The sequence below is a fragment of the Pedobacter sp. 05T44 genome, from assembly GCF_056395985.1.
Map to the genome: position 1 here is coordinate 25,122 of NZ_JBFTKO010000016.1, position 17,613 is coordinate 42,734.

Annotated in this window: 13 protein-coding genes; 4 read left to right on the forward strand and 9 right to left on the reverse strand. The window is 37.6% G+C overall.

Annotated features, from left to right (window positions below):
• Position 1: 1 nt before the first annotated feature.
• The 6 genes from rlmD to kbl form a co-directional block, all read right to left on the reverse strand.
• Positions 2-1,471, reverse strand: a complete 1,470-nt coding sequence (rlmD, locus tag AC1DDK_RS20710) for a 23S rRNA (uracil(1939)-C(5))-methyltransferase RlmD (RefSeq protein WP_172659391.1) — start codon at positions 1,469-1,471, stop codon at positions 2-4.
• Positions 1,472-1,563: 92 nt separating this feature from the next.
• Positions 1,564-1,674 carry a phenylalanyl-tRNA synthetase subunit alpha gene (locus AC1DDK_RS20715; protein ID WP_172659390.1) on the reverse strand — a complete coding sequence of 37 codons (111 nt, stop codon included), beginning with the start codon at positions 1,672-1,674 and terminating at the stop codon, positions 1,564-1,566.
• A gap of 82 nt (positions 1,675-1,756) precedes the next feature.
• The gene (locus AC1DDK_RS20720) at positions 1,757-2,332 is read right to left on the reverse strand and encodes a TetR/AcrR family transcriptional regulator (RefSeq protein WP_048903726.1); all 576 of its coding nucleotides are present in this window, start codon (positions 2,330-2,332) and stop codon (positions 1,757-1,759) included.
• Positions 2,332-2,742 carry a hypothetical protein gene (locus AC1DDK_RS20725; RefSeq protein WP_172659389.1) on the reverse strand — a complete coding sequence of 137 codons (411 nt, stop codon included), beginning with the start codon at positions 2,740-2,742 and terminating at the stop codon, positions 2,332-2,334. Before AC1DDK_RS20725 ends, AC1DDK_RS20720 begins: the two co-directional genes overlap by 1 nt.
• Entirely contained in the window at positions 2,742-3,779 is a 1,038-nt protein-coding gene (pheS, locus tag AC1DDK_RS20730; RefSeq protein WP_172659388.1) for a phenylalanine--tRNA ligase subunit alpha, read from the reverse strand. The genes AC1DDK_RS20725 and pheS overlap by 1 nt, the downstream gene beginning before the upstream one ends.
• Before the next feature lie 104 nt (positions 3,780-3,883).
• Positions 3,884-5,071: a glycine C-acetyltransferase gene (gene kbl, locus AC1DDK_RS20735; protein WP_477634027.1), complete on the reverse strand. Its 1,188-nt coding sequence runs from the start codon at positions 5,069-5,071 to the stop codon at positions 3,884-3,886.
• 142 nt (positions 5,072-5,213) lie between these two features.
• Here kbl and AC1DDK_RS20740 point away from each other — a divergent pair, with 142 nt between their 5' ends.
• A complete protein-coding gene (locus AC1DDK_RS20740) occupies positions 5,214-7,661 on the forward strand; it encodes a DUF5686 and carboxypeptidase regulatory-like domain-containing protein (protein WP_337717890.1) in 2,448 nt (815 codons plus the stop codon).
• 4 nt (positions 7,662-7,665) lie between these two features.
• Here the strand turns inward: AC1DDK_RS20740 and AC1DDK_RS20745 are convergent, their stop codons facing one another.
• The 3 genes from AC1DDK_RS20745 to AC1DDK_RS20755 all read right to left on the reverse strand — a co-directional run bounded on the left by AC1DDK_RS20745 (position 7,666) and on the right by AC1DDK_RS20755 (position 10,204).
• On the reverse strand, positions 7,666-8,313 hold the full coding sequence (locus AC1DDK_RS20745) for a hypothetical protein (protein WP_172659385.1): 648 nt from the start codon (positions 8,311-8,313) through the stop codon (positions 7,666-7,668).
• A gap of 10 nt (positions 8,314-8,323) precedes the next feature.
• Positions 8,324-8,836, reverse strand: coding sequence for an RNA polymerase sigma factor (locus AC1DDK_RS20750; RefSeq protein WP_172659384.1), 513 nt, complete (start codon positions 8,834-8,836; stop codon positions 8,324-8,326).
• Between the two features lie 174 nt (positions 8,837-9,010).
• Positions 9,011-10,204 carry a C1 family peptidase gene (locus AC1DDK_RS20755; RefSeq protein ID WP_430709612.1) on the reverse strand — a complete coding sequence of 398 codons (1,194 nt, stop codon included), beginning with the start codon at positions 10,202-10,204 and terminating at the stop codon, positions 9,011-9,013.
• 292 nt (positions 10,205-10,496) lie between these two features.
• Between AC1DDK_RS20755 and trhO the strand changes: the two genes are divergently transcribed.
• From trhO to AC1DDK_RS20770, 3 genes are all read left to right on the forward strand, one after another.
• Positions 10,497-11,444: an oxygen-dependent tRNA uridine(34) hydroxylase TrhO gene (trhO, locus tag AC1DDK_RS20760; protein ID WP_337717892.1), complete on the forward strand. Its 948-nt coding sequence runs from the start codon at positions 10,497-10,499 to the stop codon at positions 11,442-11,444.
• Between the two features lie 6 nt (positions 11,445-11,450).
• Entirely contained in the window at positions 11,451-14,342 is a 2,892-nt protein-coding gene (locus AC1DDK_RS20765) for a ligand-binding sensor domain-containing protein (RefSeq protein ID WP_337717894.1), read from the forward strand.
• Between the two features lie 249 nt (positions 14,343-14,591).
• Positions 14,592-17,606, forward strand: a complete 3,015-nt coding sequence (locus tag AC1DDK_RS20770; RefSeq protein ID WP_337717896.1) for a SusC/RagA family TonB-linked outer membrane protein — start codon at positions 14,592-14,594, stop codon at positions 17,604-17,606.
• Positions 17,607-17,613: the final 7 nt, after the last annotated feature.

Sequence of the window (17,613 nt, forward strand, 5' to 3'; positions counted from 1 at the left end):
CTTAATTATTCTCTAAACTATCTTCCGATGTACTACCTACAAATTTCAATAACACTACATTTTCAACGTGCTGAGTATGAGGAAACATATCAACAGGTTTGATACGAACTACCTCATATTTTTCTTTTAACAGCGCCAAATCTCTTGCCTGGGTAGCTGCATTACAACTCACATACACAATTTTCTCAGCTTCCATTTCAAGGAGTCTTTCCACTACGTCCACATGCATTCCGGCTCTTGGCGGATCTGTAATTACCACATCAGGCTTACCATGACTTGCAATAAAGTCCCTTGTCAGGATATCCTTCATGTCGCCTGCATAAAAAATAGTATTATCTATTTTATTAAGCTCAGAATTAAACTTGGCATCTTCAATAGCTGTTGGCACATATTCAATTCCAACCACCTGTTTTACACTTCTTGCTACAAAATTAGCAATGGTACCAGCTCCGGTATACAAATCATAAACCAGTTCATCACCAGTAAAACCTGCAAACTCTTTGGTAATTTTATACAACTCATGGGCCTGATCAGAATTGGTCTGGTAAAAAGACTTAGCCCCAATTTTAAACTGTAGGCCATCCATTTCCTCAAAAATATGATCTCTACCTGCATAGGTAATTACCTCCTGATCAAAAATAGTATCATTCTTTTTTTGGTTCAGGATGTAAAGCAACGAAGTGATCTCCGGGAAATTCACTTTCAAATGCTCCATTAAACCATCTACCTGCTCCTGTTCTGCATAAGCAAAAACCACCACCACCATTACCTCACCAGTAGATGAAGTACGTATAATCAGATTTCTTAAATTACCTTCGTGATTGCGCAGATCATAAAAAGTTAAACCGTTTTCCAAAGCATAAGCCCTAACACTATTCCTTAATGTATTAGAAGGCTCAGCCTGCAGGTAACAATGCTGGATGTCCAGAATTTTATCAAACCTTAGCGGAACGTGAAAACCCAGCGCATTCATTTCCAGATCCTCATTCGGACCAGTTAAATCCTCTGGCCTATCTGCCATATCTTGCTTATTCAACCAGCGTTTATTAGAAAACGTGTATTCAAGCTTATTGCGATAGTATTTATTTTCTGCAGAACCCAAAATTGGCTCCATTGCAGAGGTATCAATTTTTGCAAGGCGCTGTAAAGCAGCCTCTACATTTTTATGTTTAAATTTTAGTTGAGCATCATAGCCCATGTGTTGCCATTTACAACCACCACAGGTACCAAAGTGCTGACAAAAAGGGTCAACTCTTAAATCAGAAGCTTTATTTAAGCTTTCAATTACTGCTTCTGCAAAATTTTTCTTTTTCTTTACTATGCGGACATCAACCACATCGCCCGGCACGGCTTTATCCACAAATATAACTAGTTCATCTGCTTTGCCAACTCCTTTGCCCTCTTCGGCAATGTCAATAATACTTAGATTAGGGATGATGGTTACTGTTCCGGCTTTTCTATTTCTACTCATTATGCCGCAAAATTAGATAAAATTTCAGACATACTAATCTCCATAAGGCATTCAAAACACCTTTAAAAGAAAAGAAAATGCAATATCAAACTCTACTTACCAAAAACTTTAAGGATTAAACCGAAAAAGCCTTCAACCATATTAAAGCTCATATCAAATTTCTCATCAACCATTACAGAAATCTCTAAAACCTCTTTACTCATAATATATTGACGTATACAGTCAAATATAGATGTTTTTATACCGAATACCAAAACGGTACATGTTAAGGTTTTGTAAAGAAACCTACAAAGCGGCCTTTACCAGGAAGGGAAGAAGTTCTTTCTGAAAACTAACAAAGTTCTTGCGAACATCAGAATCACTAACAGAAGTGAAGGCGAATGAGAATACAATGCTCTTGCTTGCTTTTAATAAAAATGCCAGGCCTTCTTTACGAGATGGGTTATTTTTAAAATGGTCGAGCTCTAAATAGGCAGAAAGCAATAAAGACTCTAACTGATCAGATAAATGCTTTAAAAAATCTTGCGAGTTTGCATTTTCCCTAACAAAATCCCAGCCGATAAACTCATTACAAACGGTATAAGTAAGTCTGCATGTTTTCATTACAAGCGCCTTAAGGTGCTCTTCTTCATCAGCAAACTGAGCTTTATTTTTTAAAATTTCATGAAGGTTCAGGTCCAGATAATTCATCAGGATAGCATCCAAAATCTGTTCTTTGCTTTCAAAATACTTATATATAGTTGCTTTAGCTATTCTGGCTTTTCTGGCGATCTCATTAACACTTGTTTTATGATAGCCGTACTTTCTGAATAGCTCTTTTGCAGACCTGATTATACTTTCCTTTATTTTCTCTGGTTCCATTAGTTACTTACATTTATAGTCAGGCCACCACGAAGTGATGTAGTATAAGATTTTAAATTACGTACAGCCGGCGCTTTTTGCGGAGTTCCGTCAAGCAGCAAAAATTTAGCTCCTGTACACGGATCAGTAGCTGTAATTCCGGTCGAGTCCGGAACAACTGCACAACCACCATTTTGAGGGTTTACTGAACTGGCTCTATCGAATGTCCTGTAGCCACCACCAATTGCAACAATCATCAGACCTTTAACGCCCTGATTATCTACCAGTAATACATTGTTCTTGGCTTTAATCTTAAATTCCTGAACGGTCACATTGTATTCCACAAAAACATTAGGAATCATTTCACTTTCTTTTCCACATCCTCCAAAAGTGATCACCAACAGAAATAATCCGACTATTTTTTTAATCATTATATTAATGACGTTTTATATTGCTTTAAAAAGCGAGCATCATTTTCAGAAAATAAACGCAAGTCTTTGATTTCGAATTTAAGGTTGGCAATACGCTCAATACCCATTCCGAATGCAAAGCCGCTATATTTCTTGCTGTCGATATTACAATTTTCCAAAACGTTAGGATCAACCATGCCACATCCTAAAATTTCAACCCAGCCGCTATACTTACACATCTGACAACCTGCGCCTTTGCAGATAGTACAAGAAATATCCATTTCAGCTGACGGCTCTGTAAAAGGGAAATAAGAAGGGCGGAAACGAACCTTTGTACCTTCTCCATAAAGTTCCTGTACAAAATAGAACAGCGTTTGCTTTAGATCTGCAAATGAAACATTTTCATCAATATACAAACCCTCTACCTGGTGGAAAAAGCAATGCGCCCTAGCAGAAATGGCCTCGTTACGATAAACACGACCCGGCATAATTGCTCTGAATGGTGGCTTACCAGCCTCCATCATTCTTACCTGAACAGAAGAAGTATGCGTACGCAAGGCAATATCGCCTTTTTCGCCTCCTTTTTTAATAAAGAAAGTATCCTGCATATCTCTAGCAGGGTGTTCTTCCGGGAAGTTTAAAGCAGAGAAATTGTGCCAGTCATCCTCAATCTCCGGACCTTCTGCTACAATAAAACCAAGTTTATTAAAAATCTCGATGATTTCTCGTCTAACCAAAGCCAATGGGTGGCGGGCGCCAACTTCAAACCCTTCACCAGGTAAGGTTAAATCTATATCAGCACTTGCTGAAACTTCTGCTACCCCACCCTGATCTTTCAGTGTTTGATATTTTGCTTCTGCGAGCTGTTTAAATTCATTTAAAACCTTTCCCAGAGTTCTTTTTTCTTCTGGTGAAACGGCCTTAAATTCATCGAAAATATCTTTGATAATTCCTTTAGTACCAAGGAATTTTATACGGAATTGTTCTAATTCATCTGCTTTATCAGTTGAGAAAGCATTTATTTCTGCTGTATACTGTGTTATCTTGTCTTGTAACATGGCAACAAATATACAGCTATTTATGCAATATATTTATAACGGCTGAGTCCAAAAATCGTCATGAAGCATCACTCCATAAAGAAAATAGACTCAGCCGCTTAGTTTTATATTACGCCCAACGCTTTACCAACTTTAGTAAATGCTGCTATGGCCTTATCTAAATGGTGCTGCTCATGTGCCGCAGATAATTGCACACGAATTCTAGCCTTGCCTTGTCCAACCACCGGATAATAAAACCCGATTACATAAATTCCTTCCTCGAGCATTTTAGCCGCAAATTCCTGGGCAAGCTTAGCATCATAAAGCATAACAGGAACTATCGGGTGTACCCCCTCTTTAATGTCAAAACCAGCTTCAGTCATTTTTGTACGGAAGTAAGCAGTATTACGCTCCAGTTTATCCCTTAAATCAGTAGTTTCACTTAAAAGATCCAGAACCGCTACAGATGCTCCTGTAATTGCAGGGGCAAGTGTATTTGAGAATAAATAAGGGCGAGATCTTTGGCGCAACATGTCAATAATTTCTTTCTTACCCGAAGTAAACCCTCCAGATGCACCGCCAAGCGCTTTACCCAAGGTACCTGTAATAATGTCAACCCTATCTATCACATTGAAATGCTCATGAGTACMGCGACCTGTCTTACCCATAAAACCAGTGCAATGCGACTCATCAATCATTACAAGCGCTTCATATTTATCTGCTAAATCACAAATTTCATCTAATGGAGCCACAACTCCATCCATAGAAAATGCCCCATCTGTAACAACAATGCGATGTCTGGAATCCTTAGCAGCAATTAATTGCTGTTCCAAATCTGCCATATCCGCATTTTTATATCTAAAACGCTTTGCTTTACACAAGCGCACTCCATCTATAATAGATGCATGGTTTAATTCATCAGAAATAATAGCGTCCTGATCATTAAACAAAGGTTCAAAAACACCACCGTTAGCATCAAATGCTGCAGCATATAAAATTGTATCTTCTGTACCTAAAAATTTGGAAAGTTTTGATTCCAGTTCTTTATGGACATCCTGTGTACCACATATAAAACGTACTGAGGACATTCCGTAACCATATTTATCTATAGCTTTTTTTGCCGCTTCAATAACTGCCGGATGAGACGATAGTCCCAAATAATTATTTGCACAAAAGTTGATCACCTCCTGCCCGGTGCTGATCTTAATATCGGCTCCCTGAGGGGTTACAATAATACGTTCACGTTTAAATAAACCGTCTTTTTCTATTTGCTCCAGTTCTTGTTCTAGAACGGGTTTTAAGGTTTTGTACATATTTATAATAATTAATGCAACCAAAGTTATAAAAATATCGTCTTGTGGTGGTAAGGCAATTAAACGATGGTTGCAAACTTTAACACAAAAAAACTGTTTAGTATTCACAACTAATCCGATATTTAAGCCTTAAATCCATTTAATGAAGAAGATTTTTTTAACGCTATTTCTTTTTGTAAGCGCCCTTAGCCTATCAGCACAACAGCTTAAACTTGGTGGCACAATAAAAGATACAGAAGGACAATCCGTTCCATTTGCTTCTGTTTATATAAAAAACACAACGATTGGAACTTCAGCAAATGTGGATGGTGTTTATTCATTAAGCATTGAAAAGGGAACTTTTACCATTATTTATAAAGCAATTGGCTATAAAGCATTAGAGAAAGAAATCACTATTAATGATAACCTAACTGAAGATGTAGTGATAACGCCGGAAACTTATAGCCTGGCCGGAGTTACCATAGATGGCAATGCAGAAGATCCTGCCTACGAAATCATCAGGCAAGCCATTAAAAAAAGGAAAGAACACCTTACCGAAGTAAAGGCATATAAAGCCGATGTATATATTAAAGGAGTACAAAAACTTGTAGGTGCCCCAAAAAAGTTCTTTGGAAAAGACATTCAAAAAACGCTTGATCTGGATACCAACAGAAAAGGGATTTTATATTTATCAGAGTCGACCTCTACATTTTCATATGAGCGCCCAAATAAGATTCACGAAGAAATGGTGTCTTCAAAAATTGCTGGCCGTAACAATGCATTTAGCTTCAATAAAGCATCAGACCTGATTATAAATTTTTACGACAACATTTTATTAGAGGATAAACTAAGTGCCCGCGGCTTTGTATCACCAATTTCCGACAATGCTTTTCTCTATTACAGATACAAATTACTAGGTGTTTCTACAGAAAACGGAGCAACGATTAACAAAATCCAGATCATCCCCCGCCGGGAACACGATCCTGTTTTCAGGGGAACTATATATATTACAGACGATAGCTGGCATCTTTTTAATGCCGATGTGTACCTAACCAGCAATTCAGGCATCAATCTTCTTGATACTTTAAATATCTCACAACAGTTTATTAAAACCGAGAATACTTATATGCCTTCAAATATCAATTTCCAGTTTAACGGGAATGTGCTTGGCTTTAAGTTCGAGGGTTATTATGTTGGGGTTTACAGCAATTACAATCTCCACCCAAACTTTCCGAAAAACTATTTCACTGGCGAAATCCTCAAGATAACCAAAGCGGTAAATAAAAAAGATTCTTTGTTTTGGCTTAATAACAGACCAATTCCGCTTACAAAGGAAGAAAGCCGGGATTATGTGAGAAAGGATAGCATTGCTGCGCTTAAAGTTTCAAAGCATTATCTTGATTCATTAGAACGTGAAAACAATAAATTTGGAATTGTAAAGGCCGCTATAACAGGATACACCATAAACAACAGGTACACCCAGAAATATTATAGTTTTGACCCCATATATCGTTCTATATTTTATAACACCGTTGAAGGTTTCGCACTTAAATACGGGGTAACTTATGTGAAGCGACTTCAGGACAGCCGTTATTACAGTATCCGACCGGAGGTGAGATACGGATTTTCTAATAAAACCCTAACCGGGAACATATCTGCAAATTATTACTACAACCCGGTAAAACGAGCAAACATTAGTATAAGTGGCGGTTCTGGCATTTACGACTTAAACGACCTTGGAACAATGAGTCTTTTGGGCAACTCCATTAACTCTTTATTGTTCGAAACCAACTTTTCCAAATTCTATAAAAAGGAATTTGCGAACATTGGAACCACAAGGGAACTKACAAATGGACTTCAGGCATCGTTGACTGCTGATTATGCTCGCCATACTAATCTTGAAAACTCGACAACCTTCAAAATAAAAGATCTAAAAGGCGAAACTTTTACATCAAACAACCCTTTTACACCTGATACAGAAACACCATTGTTTCCAACATATAAATCGTTAGCAATTACGGCATCATTAAATTACACCATTGATCAGCAATATATAACCCGCCCTGATGGTAAATTTTACCAGGGATCAAAATATCCGGTAATTAACCTTACCTATAAAAAAGGCATAAAAGGATTATTCAATAGTGATGTAGATTACGACCTGGTATCATTAGAAGTTTCCCAAAACCGCATTAGCGCTGGTTTATGGGGTTACTCATCATTCGTTGTTGGCGCTGGTAAGTTCATCAATAATAACACGGTTTACTATCCTGAGGCGAAACATTTCAGAGGTAATAACTCTTTACTTGGGCTTCCGAACTTAAGAAAGTTCTTATTCCTCGATTTCTATCTTTTCAGTACGGACCGTCAATATCTTGAAGCGCACTTTGAACACAATTTCTCTGGCCTTTTAACAAATAAAGTTCCGCTGCTGCGTAAATTAAAGCTGGAAGAACTTGTTGGGGTTAACTATTTGAGTCAGCCAGTAAAGAGAAATTACACAGAGTTCTACTTTGGCTTACAAAGATTGATTTTCAAAGCCACATATGGCTTTGCTTATGATGGAAACAGAAGAGTAAATCATGGGTTTAGATTGTATTATGGATTCTAGTCTTTTATGATCGTTCAGTTTTATAAGCTTCTATTTCATCCAAAAACTCCATGGCTTTAGTTAAAGTTTTACCACCAAAACTTTCCAAAGCCGCTTTTACCCATTTAATATGCACATTTTTATATGTCAGCTTTTTAAATAAGAATACTGATATAAAGGTAAAAAATGAAACGATTACGAGCTGAATTAACCAAAAGCCTGGTCCTGCATTTGCAACCAGATCATCATTGTACCAAAAGGTACAGTAGAATGGCGTTTGTAAAATTAGTATTCTGCCGATATTATTAAACGACGACTGGATTTTGGTTATCTTTCTCTGAGATTCCGTAACACTGTCTTCTATATTTACCTCAGAGAGCATTACAAGATGCCTAATGTAGGCAGCCGTGGCAAACACATTAAACAATATGATAAAGCCTACAGATATTACAAAGTAAATATTGTGCAAGGTATTGACCAGTAAAAAAACTAAAAAAGCAATCCATATTACACCAAGGACTACACCTGTTACCTGATTTCTACGAAAAGAACGAAGCTTATGTTCAGCTTTTTGGGTCTGCAATTCTTTTAACATTTTTAAATTAAGTGCTAATGATCTTTCCAGTTGCGCATCAAAACTACTCCAAAGTCGTTTTATATCTTGCTCTTCCATTTTCGGTTTATTAATTGTTGTTAATCTTTAAAAATCTTTGCTTTAATTTCTCTTTAATCCTATTCACTTTAGTGCCAATGTTTGATTCTGAAAGCCCAAGAATCTCAGCCATTTCCTTTTGGCTCTTTTCTTCCAGGTAAAGCAGCATCAATGCTCTGTCGAGCTCTTTTAATTCATTTATAAACTGTTGCAAAAGTTTTAAATTGGCTTCATTATCAATTGGCACATCATCCTCTATAAACTCAATTACATTTTCGGAAATGGGGCTAATCAGCGCCGATTTTTTTCTTTCCTTTCTGTATGAGGTAATGGCAACATTTAAAGCAACCCGATACATCCATGTAGTGAACTTGCTTTTGTTGTCATAACCCGGAAACGAACGCCACAACTGAAATATAATTTCCTGAACCAGATCTTTTCTATCCTCCTCATCCCTGTTAAATGAATTGGCTATTTTGTAAATTATCCCCTTGTTCTGTTCAATTACTGATACAAACTGCTCCTTCTGTTTAAGTGTATCCATTGTAAGGCATATGCTTAGAATAAAGTTATACTTTTTTAACTCACTCAATTATTCGTTTCAAGTATAGAAATATCACAGTATGATTAAAAGATATTGAAGCATCCATAAAAACCCTAAATAAAAAGGGGCCTGCATTTCAAGATACAGGCCCCTTTTTAATAAAATCCTTTGCTGTTATATGTCTAGCTTCTTACGGATATCTGAAGGAATACCTTTTTTATGCAATAAAAACGCTGTGGTTTTATATTTCACAAAGTTTTTGGTCACATATAAATAGCCGTTATAATCGTTAGTAGCACCCCAAGAGTTTTTAACAATGTAATATTCTTTGCCGTTTTGATCTTTTGCTAATCCTGTAATTTGCATACCATGATCATCAGTAGTTTGATAATCATCAAATGCTGCCTGACGTAAATCAACTGTGATTTCTTTTTCAGCTTTCGGACCATTGAACATTGCTTTTTTCTCTTCGTCCGTCATGCTATCAAAATTCTTTTCAGGAACGTAAGCAACACCATTTTTCCAGCTAAAGCCTTTTTCGCTAACATCTGTTGCCCATGCAACGCTATAACCGCCTTTTAAAGCATTATCGATAATTTTAGTGATATCGTCCATTTGTACGTTGTATACCTGATCATATGACCAGTTATCAGGCACCATCAAAACTGCTTTTTTATAATAAGGCGAAGTATTGAAAGATGAAAGTTCAACATAATCTTCAGGATTGATACCTACAACCTCTTTAGCAAAGGTTTTTGGCGTGTATTCTTTTCCTTCGTAAGTGAATTTTTCTGGAACAGCCCCCATACAAGAATCAATAGTGGCTATATATTTAGTTTTCCAGTTAGGATCAAGCTTACCATCTGGTGCTTTTACTGCATTTTCCAGAATGGCTTTTGTAAGGCTATTCATTCTATCTGATGAGCCAGGAGCGCCATAGTCATTACCACTATAAACCTCTTGAGGTAAAGCGCCATATTTAGCAAACATATTAATTACATCATGGCATGCACCCCCATCGCCTAATGTTAAGGCACCGTGCATACGCACATAGTTAATTCCTTTTTCAACATACGCATTACGGGCAGTAAATAAATCTGCAAGATCCACAGGTTTTTTACCCATTCTAATCATTTCCGACTCTAAAAAAGAGTTGGTGCTGTAGCTCCAGCAAGTACCGGATGATTTTTGATTTTTAACAGAAGTAGCTTCAGTATTGATAACCGGAGTAAATTTAAAGCTGGTTGCGCTGTTTTCGCTTTGGTTGTTTTTTAATGAATTTACAAGGTTGTCTTGCGCAAATCCAACTGTTGATCCAAGTAGAAGACTTGTGGTCAACCACAATGATCTCATCGTAGTGTTAGTCATTTTTATAAATAATAAGTTAGTTTTATTTGTGTTTTTAAATAACGCATACAAACTTAACAATAATCTAACTAAGGTGGTAGGTTTACAATAATGTTACAAACAATACTGCTTTAACATAAAGAACTATTGTTGCCAAGGCGTTGCTAGGGCCTTGAAAGGGCTGATTGTCCTACCAACAACGTAACATAGCCCTAATAAAGCCTGAGCATACGATCACAATCTGATGCAAATTCACATATTTTTCTTAGCTTTGCACCGCATTAAACGCCGTTTGCATCGGTATCAATGAATTATGAGAAAATTCCAGACACTACTTTACTATTGCTATAGTCACATAGCCGAGGCAGAACAATTTGCTGCTGATCATCTTACATTTTGTAAATCTTTAAATCTTGTTGGTCGCATCATTGTTGCTAATGAGGGTTTAAACGGTACCGTTTCAGGAACAAAAGAATCCTGCGAAGCCTACATGGCAGCTATAAAAGCTGATGAACGTTTTGCAAAAACTGATTTTAAAATTGATGATGTTGAAGAGCCTTCATTCATCAAAATGCACTGTCGTTACAAAGCCGAAATTGTCCACTCAGGATTAAGAGATCCGAATATTATAGACCCAAACAAGCAAACCGGCAAACACCTTGAACCTGCTGATTTTCAAAAAATGATAGATCAGGAAGATGTGGTAATACTTGATGTACGTTCAAACTATGAGCACAATTTAGGGAAATTTAAAAATGCAGTAACCCTCGATATTGAGAATTTCAGAGATTTTCCTGATAAAATAAATGAGCTTGCTAAGTACAAAGACAAAAAAGTACTTACCTACTGTACAGGAGGTATAAAATGCGAAAAAGCATCGGCTTTGCTATTACACCATGGATTTAATGATGTTTACCAACTGCATGGCGGCATTATCAAGTATGGTAAAGAAGCCGGAGGTGAAGATTTTGAAGGTAAATGTTACGTTTTTGACAACCGTATTGCAGTTGACGTTAATACCGTAAACCCAACAATAGTGTCTAAATGCTATAATTGCGGCAAAACTACCCCAAAAATGATCAATTGTGCCAATCCGGAATGTAATGAACATTTCACTCAATGTGATGAATGCGGAGAGACTTTACAAGGATGCTGCTCTGTTGAGTGTACTACAAATCCTCGTAAGCGCACTTATGATGGAACAGGGTATTACGTAAAAGTACCACAGCAGGTAAACGTTTCAAGTAAACAACTATCTTAGCTGTTGATGAGCAACGGACCCTTTAAATACTTTATATTTTTAATCTTTTGTTTTGTATCTGTTTCTGCTCTGGCAGATGACATCAAAAGTATTGGGGTGCCTTACATTCAAAATTATCCTAAATCAGTTTACCTTTCCGGTAACCAAAACTGGTCTATTGCCAAAGGCAAAAATGGCATTATGTATTTTGGTAATACCCAGGGTCTTTTAACTTACGATGGCAAATACTGGCAACAATATGAAATGCCAAACCGCCAGATTGTTCGTTCGGTAGCTACAGATGATAACGGTATAATTTATACCGGAAGCTTTGGTGAATTCGGATATTGGAAAATAGACCATAAGCGTTTAAAATATACTTCCCTCATCAATCTTATTCCGAAGGAACATAAAATGACCGATGAGATATGGAAAATCTATGTAGATGGCAAACGCATTATCTTTCAGTCTTTTTCGAGCATATATATTTACAATGACCAGAAAATAAATGTTGTAAAAATACCTGCATTCTTTCTGTTTCTGCATAAAGTAGATAAACGCTTCATTATCGAAGCTTTAGGGAAAGGCTTGTTTGAGCTAACCGGCGATAAACTTGTTCCCCTTAAAAATATTGGCACCCCACTACCTGGAAGCGTGCTTTCGATCCTTCCTTATAAAAACGGCAGTTTATTAATTGGTACCAGCAAAGATGGTTTGTTTCTATACGATGGCGAAAAATACACTCCCTTTAATACGCCTGCAAATACCTTTCTGCAAACCTATCAATTAAATAACGGGGTTAAAGTATTAGGAAAATACTATGCTTACGGAACAATTTTAAACGGCTTGATTATTATTGATGAGGATGGAAATATTGTACAGAGGATCAATAAGTCAAGTGGTTTACAGAACAATACGGTACTTAGTATTTATGCAGATGACGATCAGAACTTATGGACTGGTCTCGATAACGGGATAGACCGCATAGAATTAAATTCTCCTCTTTACTTTTATTTTGATAAGACCGGCCTTTTTGGCACCGTGTATTCGAGCATTATTTATAAAAACATAATTTATTTAGGAACCAACCAGGGTCTTTTTTACAGCCCATGGGTTGGTGGTAAAGACAACACTTTCAGTTCTTTTGATTTCAAACTGATACCCAAATCGCAGGGACAGGTTTGGGACTTAAGGATGATTGACGGACAGCTTCTTTGTGGACATAATGATGGTACTTTTAGCGTTACCGGAAACACAATTGAAAAAGTTACCGGTATAAGCGGAGGTTGGGTTATCAAGAAACTGAACGACAATTATCTTATTCAAGGTACTTATAATGGACTGGTATTATTCAAAAAGGACCCGGCCGGTCAGTGGAAATTTGATTCCAAAATTAAAGGTTTCGATGAACCATCAAGATATGTAGAACAGGATTCCAAAGGCGATATCTGGGTAAGCCATGCCTACAGAGGCTTATATAAATTGGTATTGAGTCCCGATTTCAAAACAGTTACAAACGTTAAGTATTACGACGAACGGAATGGGTTGCCAAGTACATATGGCATTAACCTCTTCACTCTTGAAAATAAACTGATCTATTCGTCCAATGAGGGCTTTTTAACTTACGACGAGATCAGCAACAATTTCAGCAAATATACCACTCTGAATAAGGAACTTGGATCTTTTTCTCAATCCAATAAGATCATTAAGGCCGACCATAAGAAATATTGGTTTATTAACCATGGAAAAATGGCGCTGATCAATTTTTCGCAGCCAGGAAAAATAGAAATAGACTCCAATCGTTTCAGTGTTTTAGATGGCAGAATGGTTCAGTACTATGAAAACATCAGTAAGATCAGCGACCATATTTATCTGATCAGTGTTGATGATGGCTTTGTTATTTACAATGAGCTAGATTCACTAAAGCGCAAAAAAATAGCACTCCCATCTGTATTAATTAGAAAAATAGAAGATATTACAGACACCTATTCCATTATCAGTGAGGTAGGAAATTCAGATTCGGAAATTGAAATACCGTTTAGCAGAAACAACATCAGGATCTCGTACGCGCTTCCTTATTACAGACAAAGCAGTATCAAGTTTCAGTACTTCCTGAAAGGCTATTCTAAACAATGGTCTGACTGGAGTTCTGCTTCGCAAAAAGATTTCACTAACCTTAGTGCAGGAACTTATACCTTTCTGGTTAGGGCTAAGATTAATGATGAGACCATAAGCAAGGATACAGAGTTTGAGTTTACGATCCTCCCTCCTTTTTATGCCAGCAACTGGGCTTTCGTTTTATACCTGGTTGGCATTGTCTTTTTACTAATTGCTTCTAAGCGCTTTTACGAAAGAAAGCTGATGAAAGATCAGCAAGCCATTTCTGATAAGTTGCAGGTTGAAAAGGAGGAATTTCTTAAAAAAGAAGCTGAGGCAACTGAAAGGCAAATCATCAAATTGCAAACAGAGAAACTGCAGGTAGAACTTGCAGGTAAGAACCGGGAACTTGCCAACTCAGCCATGAGTTTGGTTTACAAAAATGAGCTGCTGCAAAAGCTTAGTCAGGAGATGCTGAAGCTTAAGGATTCGAGCGGAAAACCTTTGGCAGAAGAACAGCTAAGAAAAATCCAAAAAGTAATTGATGAAGGCATGAACGATGAGCGCGACTGGAATTTATTCGAGAGCAGTTTTAACGAGGCGCATGAGAGTTTCTTCAAAAAACTTAAAGCCAATCACCCCGATCTTGTACCTAACGATTTAAAACTTTGCGCATACCTGCACATGAATATGAGTAGCAAAGAAATGGCATCATTACTGAACATTTCGTTACGAGGTGTAGAAATACGCCGCTACAGACTTCGAAAAAAGCTTGATGTACCGCACGACAAGAACCTCGTGGAGTTTCTAATGGAGCTATAGCACTACATCATTACCTCTCATATCCTTTTTTTTAAGATTGATTTTATAAAATTCTTTTGACCTCTTGTTGTAGGTCTAAATTTTGTTATGTCGGCATAGAACACTGTTTTTAGCGAAACAAGAGGCCTATTTCGATTGTTTGAGAAAGTACAGATTTCTATGATGATGTATTAATGTTGAGGCGTTTTATTTGTTTTAACTCAAATACTCTCGGAGATTTATACAACTAACAACTAAATTTTAAACAGCATGAAAAGAATCTTTACAAAACTTTCTGTTTTAACTTTTTTATGTTTTCTTTTTATCAACGCAGCTTCTGCGCAAGATATTACTATACGAGGTGTAGTAAGTGACGGTGCAGATAAAACCACTCTTCCAGGTGTAAGCGTTTTAGTAAAGGGAACACAAATTGGGACACAAACAGATGCAACGGGAAAATACGCAATAAGTGCTCCGGCCAATGCGACTCTTGTATTCTCTTACATTGGATATAATCCAACAGAGATGCAAGTGAACAACAGAACAGTGATCAACGTGGAACTTGCCTCATCCTCGCAACAATTAGAGCAAGTTGTAGTAGTTGGTTATGGTACTCAGAAAAAAATTGATGTTACCGGGTCGGTAGGAAATGTAAAAGGTGAGGACATCGCCAAGCAGGCATCCGTGAATCCTGTAAGTTCACTGCAAGGTAAGGTAGCAGGTGTAACCATTACCAATGTGGGTGCACCCGGTGGGACTCCGCAACTAACCATACGTGGTACAAGTACAATTTACGGTAAAACCGGAGCTTTATATGTAGTAGACGGGGTTTGGTATGATGATATTAACTTTCTTAATCCTGCAGACATTGCTGACATAAGTATCTTAAAGGATGCATCGGCACAATCTATTTTTGGTATACGCGGTGCCAATGGGGTTGTACTGGTAACTACTACCAAAGGCAAAAAAGGAGATCCCATTATTAACTACAATGGATCTGTAGGATTCCAAAGAGTTACCAATAAAGTGGAGATGGCCAATGCGTCGGAATATGCAACAGCAGTTAATGAGGCATATGCGCTCCTTGGTCAGCCAGCATTGTTTGCTAGTACTGATCTTGGTAAAGGAACCGACTGGTACGGTCTAATGCTGAGAGATGCGATGGTGACAAATCATCAGATCTCTATTAACGGTGGTACGGAAAAATCAACTTACAACCTTTCGCTTGGGTACCTTAATCAGGATGGGATTGTAAAAAACAACAACTATCAGCGTTACACCGCAAGGTTATCTAATGACATTCAGATTTTTGAGGCATTGAAAATCGGATATAACGTAGCAGCTAATTCCAGCAAATCGAAGGATGCACCAACCGCACTATTCAGAGGGCTTTATGCGGCTTCTCCCGTAGTGCCTGTATTTAATCCTGATGGTTCTTACGGCGATCCTAATGATTTTAATTTAGGAAATGGAAGTAATATAAACCCTCAGGTAACAATGGATTTCTTTAACCAAAGAACAACCAAATATAAAGTTACAGGAAACGTGTTTGCCGAGCTGAAATTACTAAAAGACTTTACCTTTAAAACAAGCGTGGGCGGTGATTTCGGTCAGGAGGAAGTAAGAGGTTATGTACCAAAATACGAAGCTACTACTGCACAGAACAACACTATCAGTAAGTTAAACATAGACAGGGTTGAAAATAGAAACTGGATAATAGAAAATACATTAACTTATGATAAACAATGGGATGACCATAGATTAACGGTACTTGCAGGCCAAACAGCACAACGTGTAAAAACATACAAAACCTTTGCCGAAGCTCAGAATGTGCCTTACAGCTCAGAAAGTGACCTATATCTGGCACTTGGCGATGCAGCGTCACGATCAATTCGGGATGAAGGTGAGCTCAGTACCTTTTCTTCATATTTTGCAAGGGTAAACTATGCCTACAAGAACAAATACTTATTGAATGCTTCCTTCAGGAGAGACGGTGCTTCTCAATTCTATGGCTTTGATTCGAATCCATGGGGCAACTTCCCTTCTGTCGGTGCAGGTTGGGTAATCACCAACGAAGATTTTATGAAAGATCAGAAGGTATTTAGCAATTTAAAACTTCGTGGAAGCTGGGGTAAAGTAGGGAATGCCGGGGTACCTTTTAATCCTTCTACATTAACTGTTGACCAAAGTGCAGCATTGATTGCATTTTTTGGTGGCAACCCTCAAACTGGTGCCAGCATCAGATCAATTGTTCCCCCATCATTACTTTGGGAACGCAGTGCCGGAACAAACGTAGGCCTGGAAATGGGTTTTATGGAAAATCGATTAAAAATAGAGACTGATTATTACACACGAAAAACTGAACAGGCCATTTTTAATATTCCAATCCTTGGAAGTCTAGGAACGACTAACAGTACAATCTTAGGTAACCAGGCCGACATTAAAAATAGTGGAGTTGAATTTTTAACTACATGGGCTGACAAAACTCAAGGCGGATTAACTTATACGATCAGTGCCAATCTAGGTATCAATAATAATAAAGTATTGAATGTAAGTTCAGGAGACAATCCGGTTTATCAAGGCGGAGTAGGACTGACCAGTGGTTACAGATCTACAAGGACTGTTAACAACAGACCTATTGGTGAGTTCTTTGGTTATCAGGTTGCAGGTATTTTCCAAACAGCCGAGGAAGTTGCTGAATGGAAAAACAATAAATTTTCAATAGGTGACTTCAAATTTGCAGACATTAATAATGACGGCACTATCGATGACAGAGACAGGGTAGTGTTGGGTAATCCTAATCCTAAGTTTAGCTACGGTGTAAATACCAATTTCGCTTACAAAAGCTTTGATCTTACTGTGGACATTCAGGGTGTTGCCGGAGTAGATGTGTTAAACGCCAATCTGGCTAATCGTTTTGGTAATGAGAATTATACCAAAGATTTTTTTGACCACCGTTGGACTGGTCCTGGATCATCCAACACTTATCCATCAGCAAATCTTGCTAATGAGCTTAACAAAGCTCCCAGCTCTTTTTATGTGGAAAGTGGTGATTATATCCGCTTGAGAAACATACAGCTGGGCTATACCCTACCTCAATCTTTAACTACTAAATGGAAAGCAAGGAGTCTAAGGGTCTTTATAAATGCACAAAATGCTGTAAACCTATTTGGTTACAAAGGATTCAGTCCTGAGGTAGGCGGCACCCCTACAAATGCAGGAATAGACACCAATGTCTATCCATTATTTGCTACTTATAATTTCGGTGTTAATTTAACATTCTAACTGACTT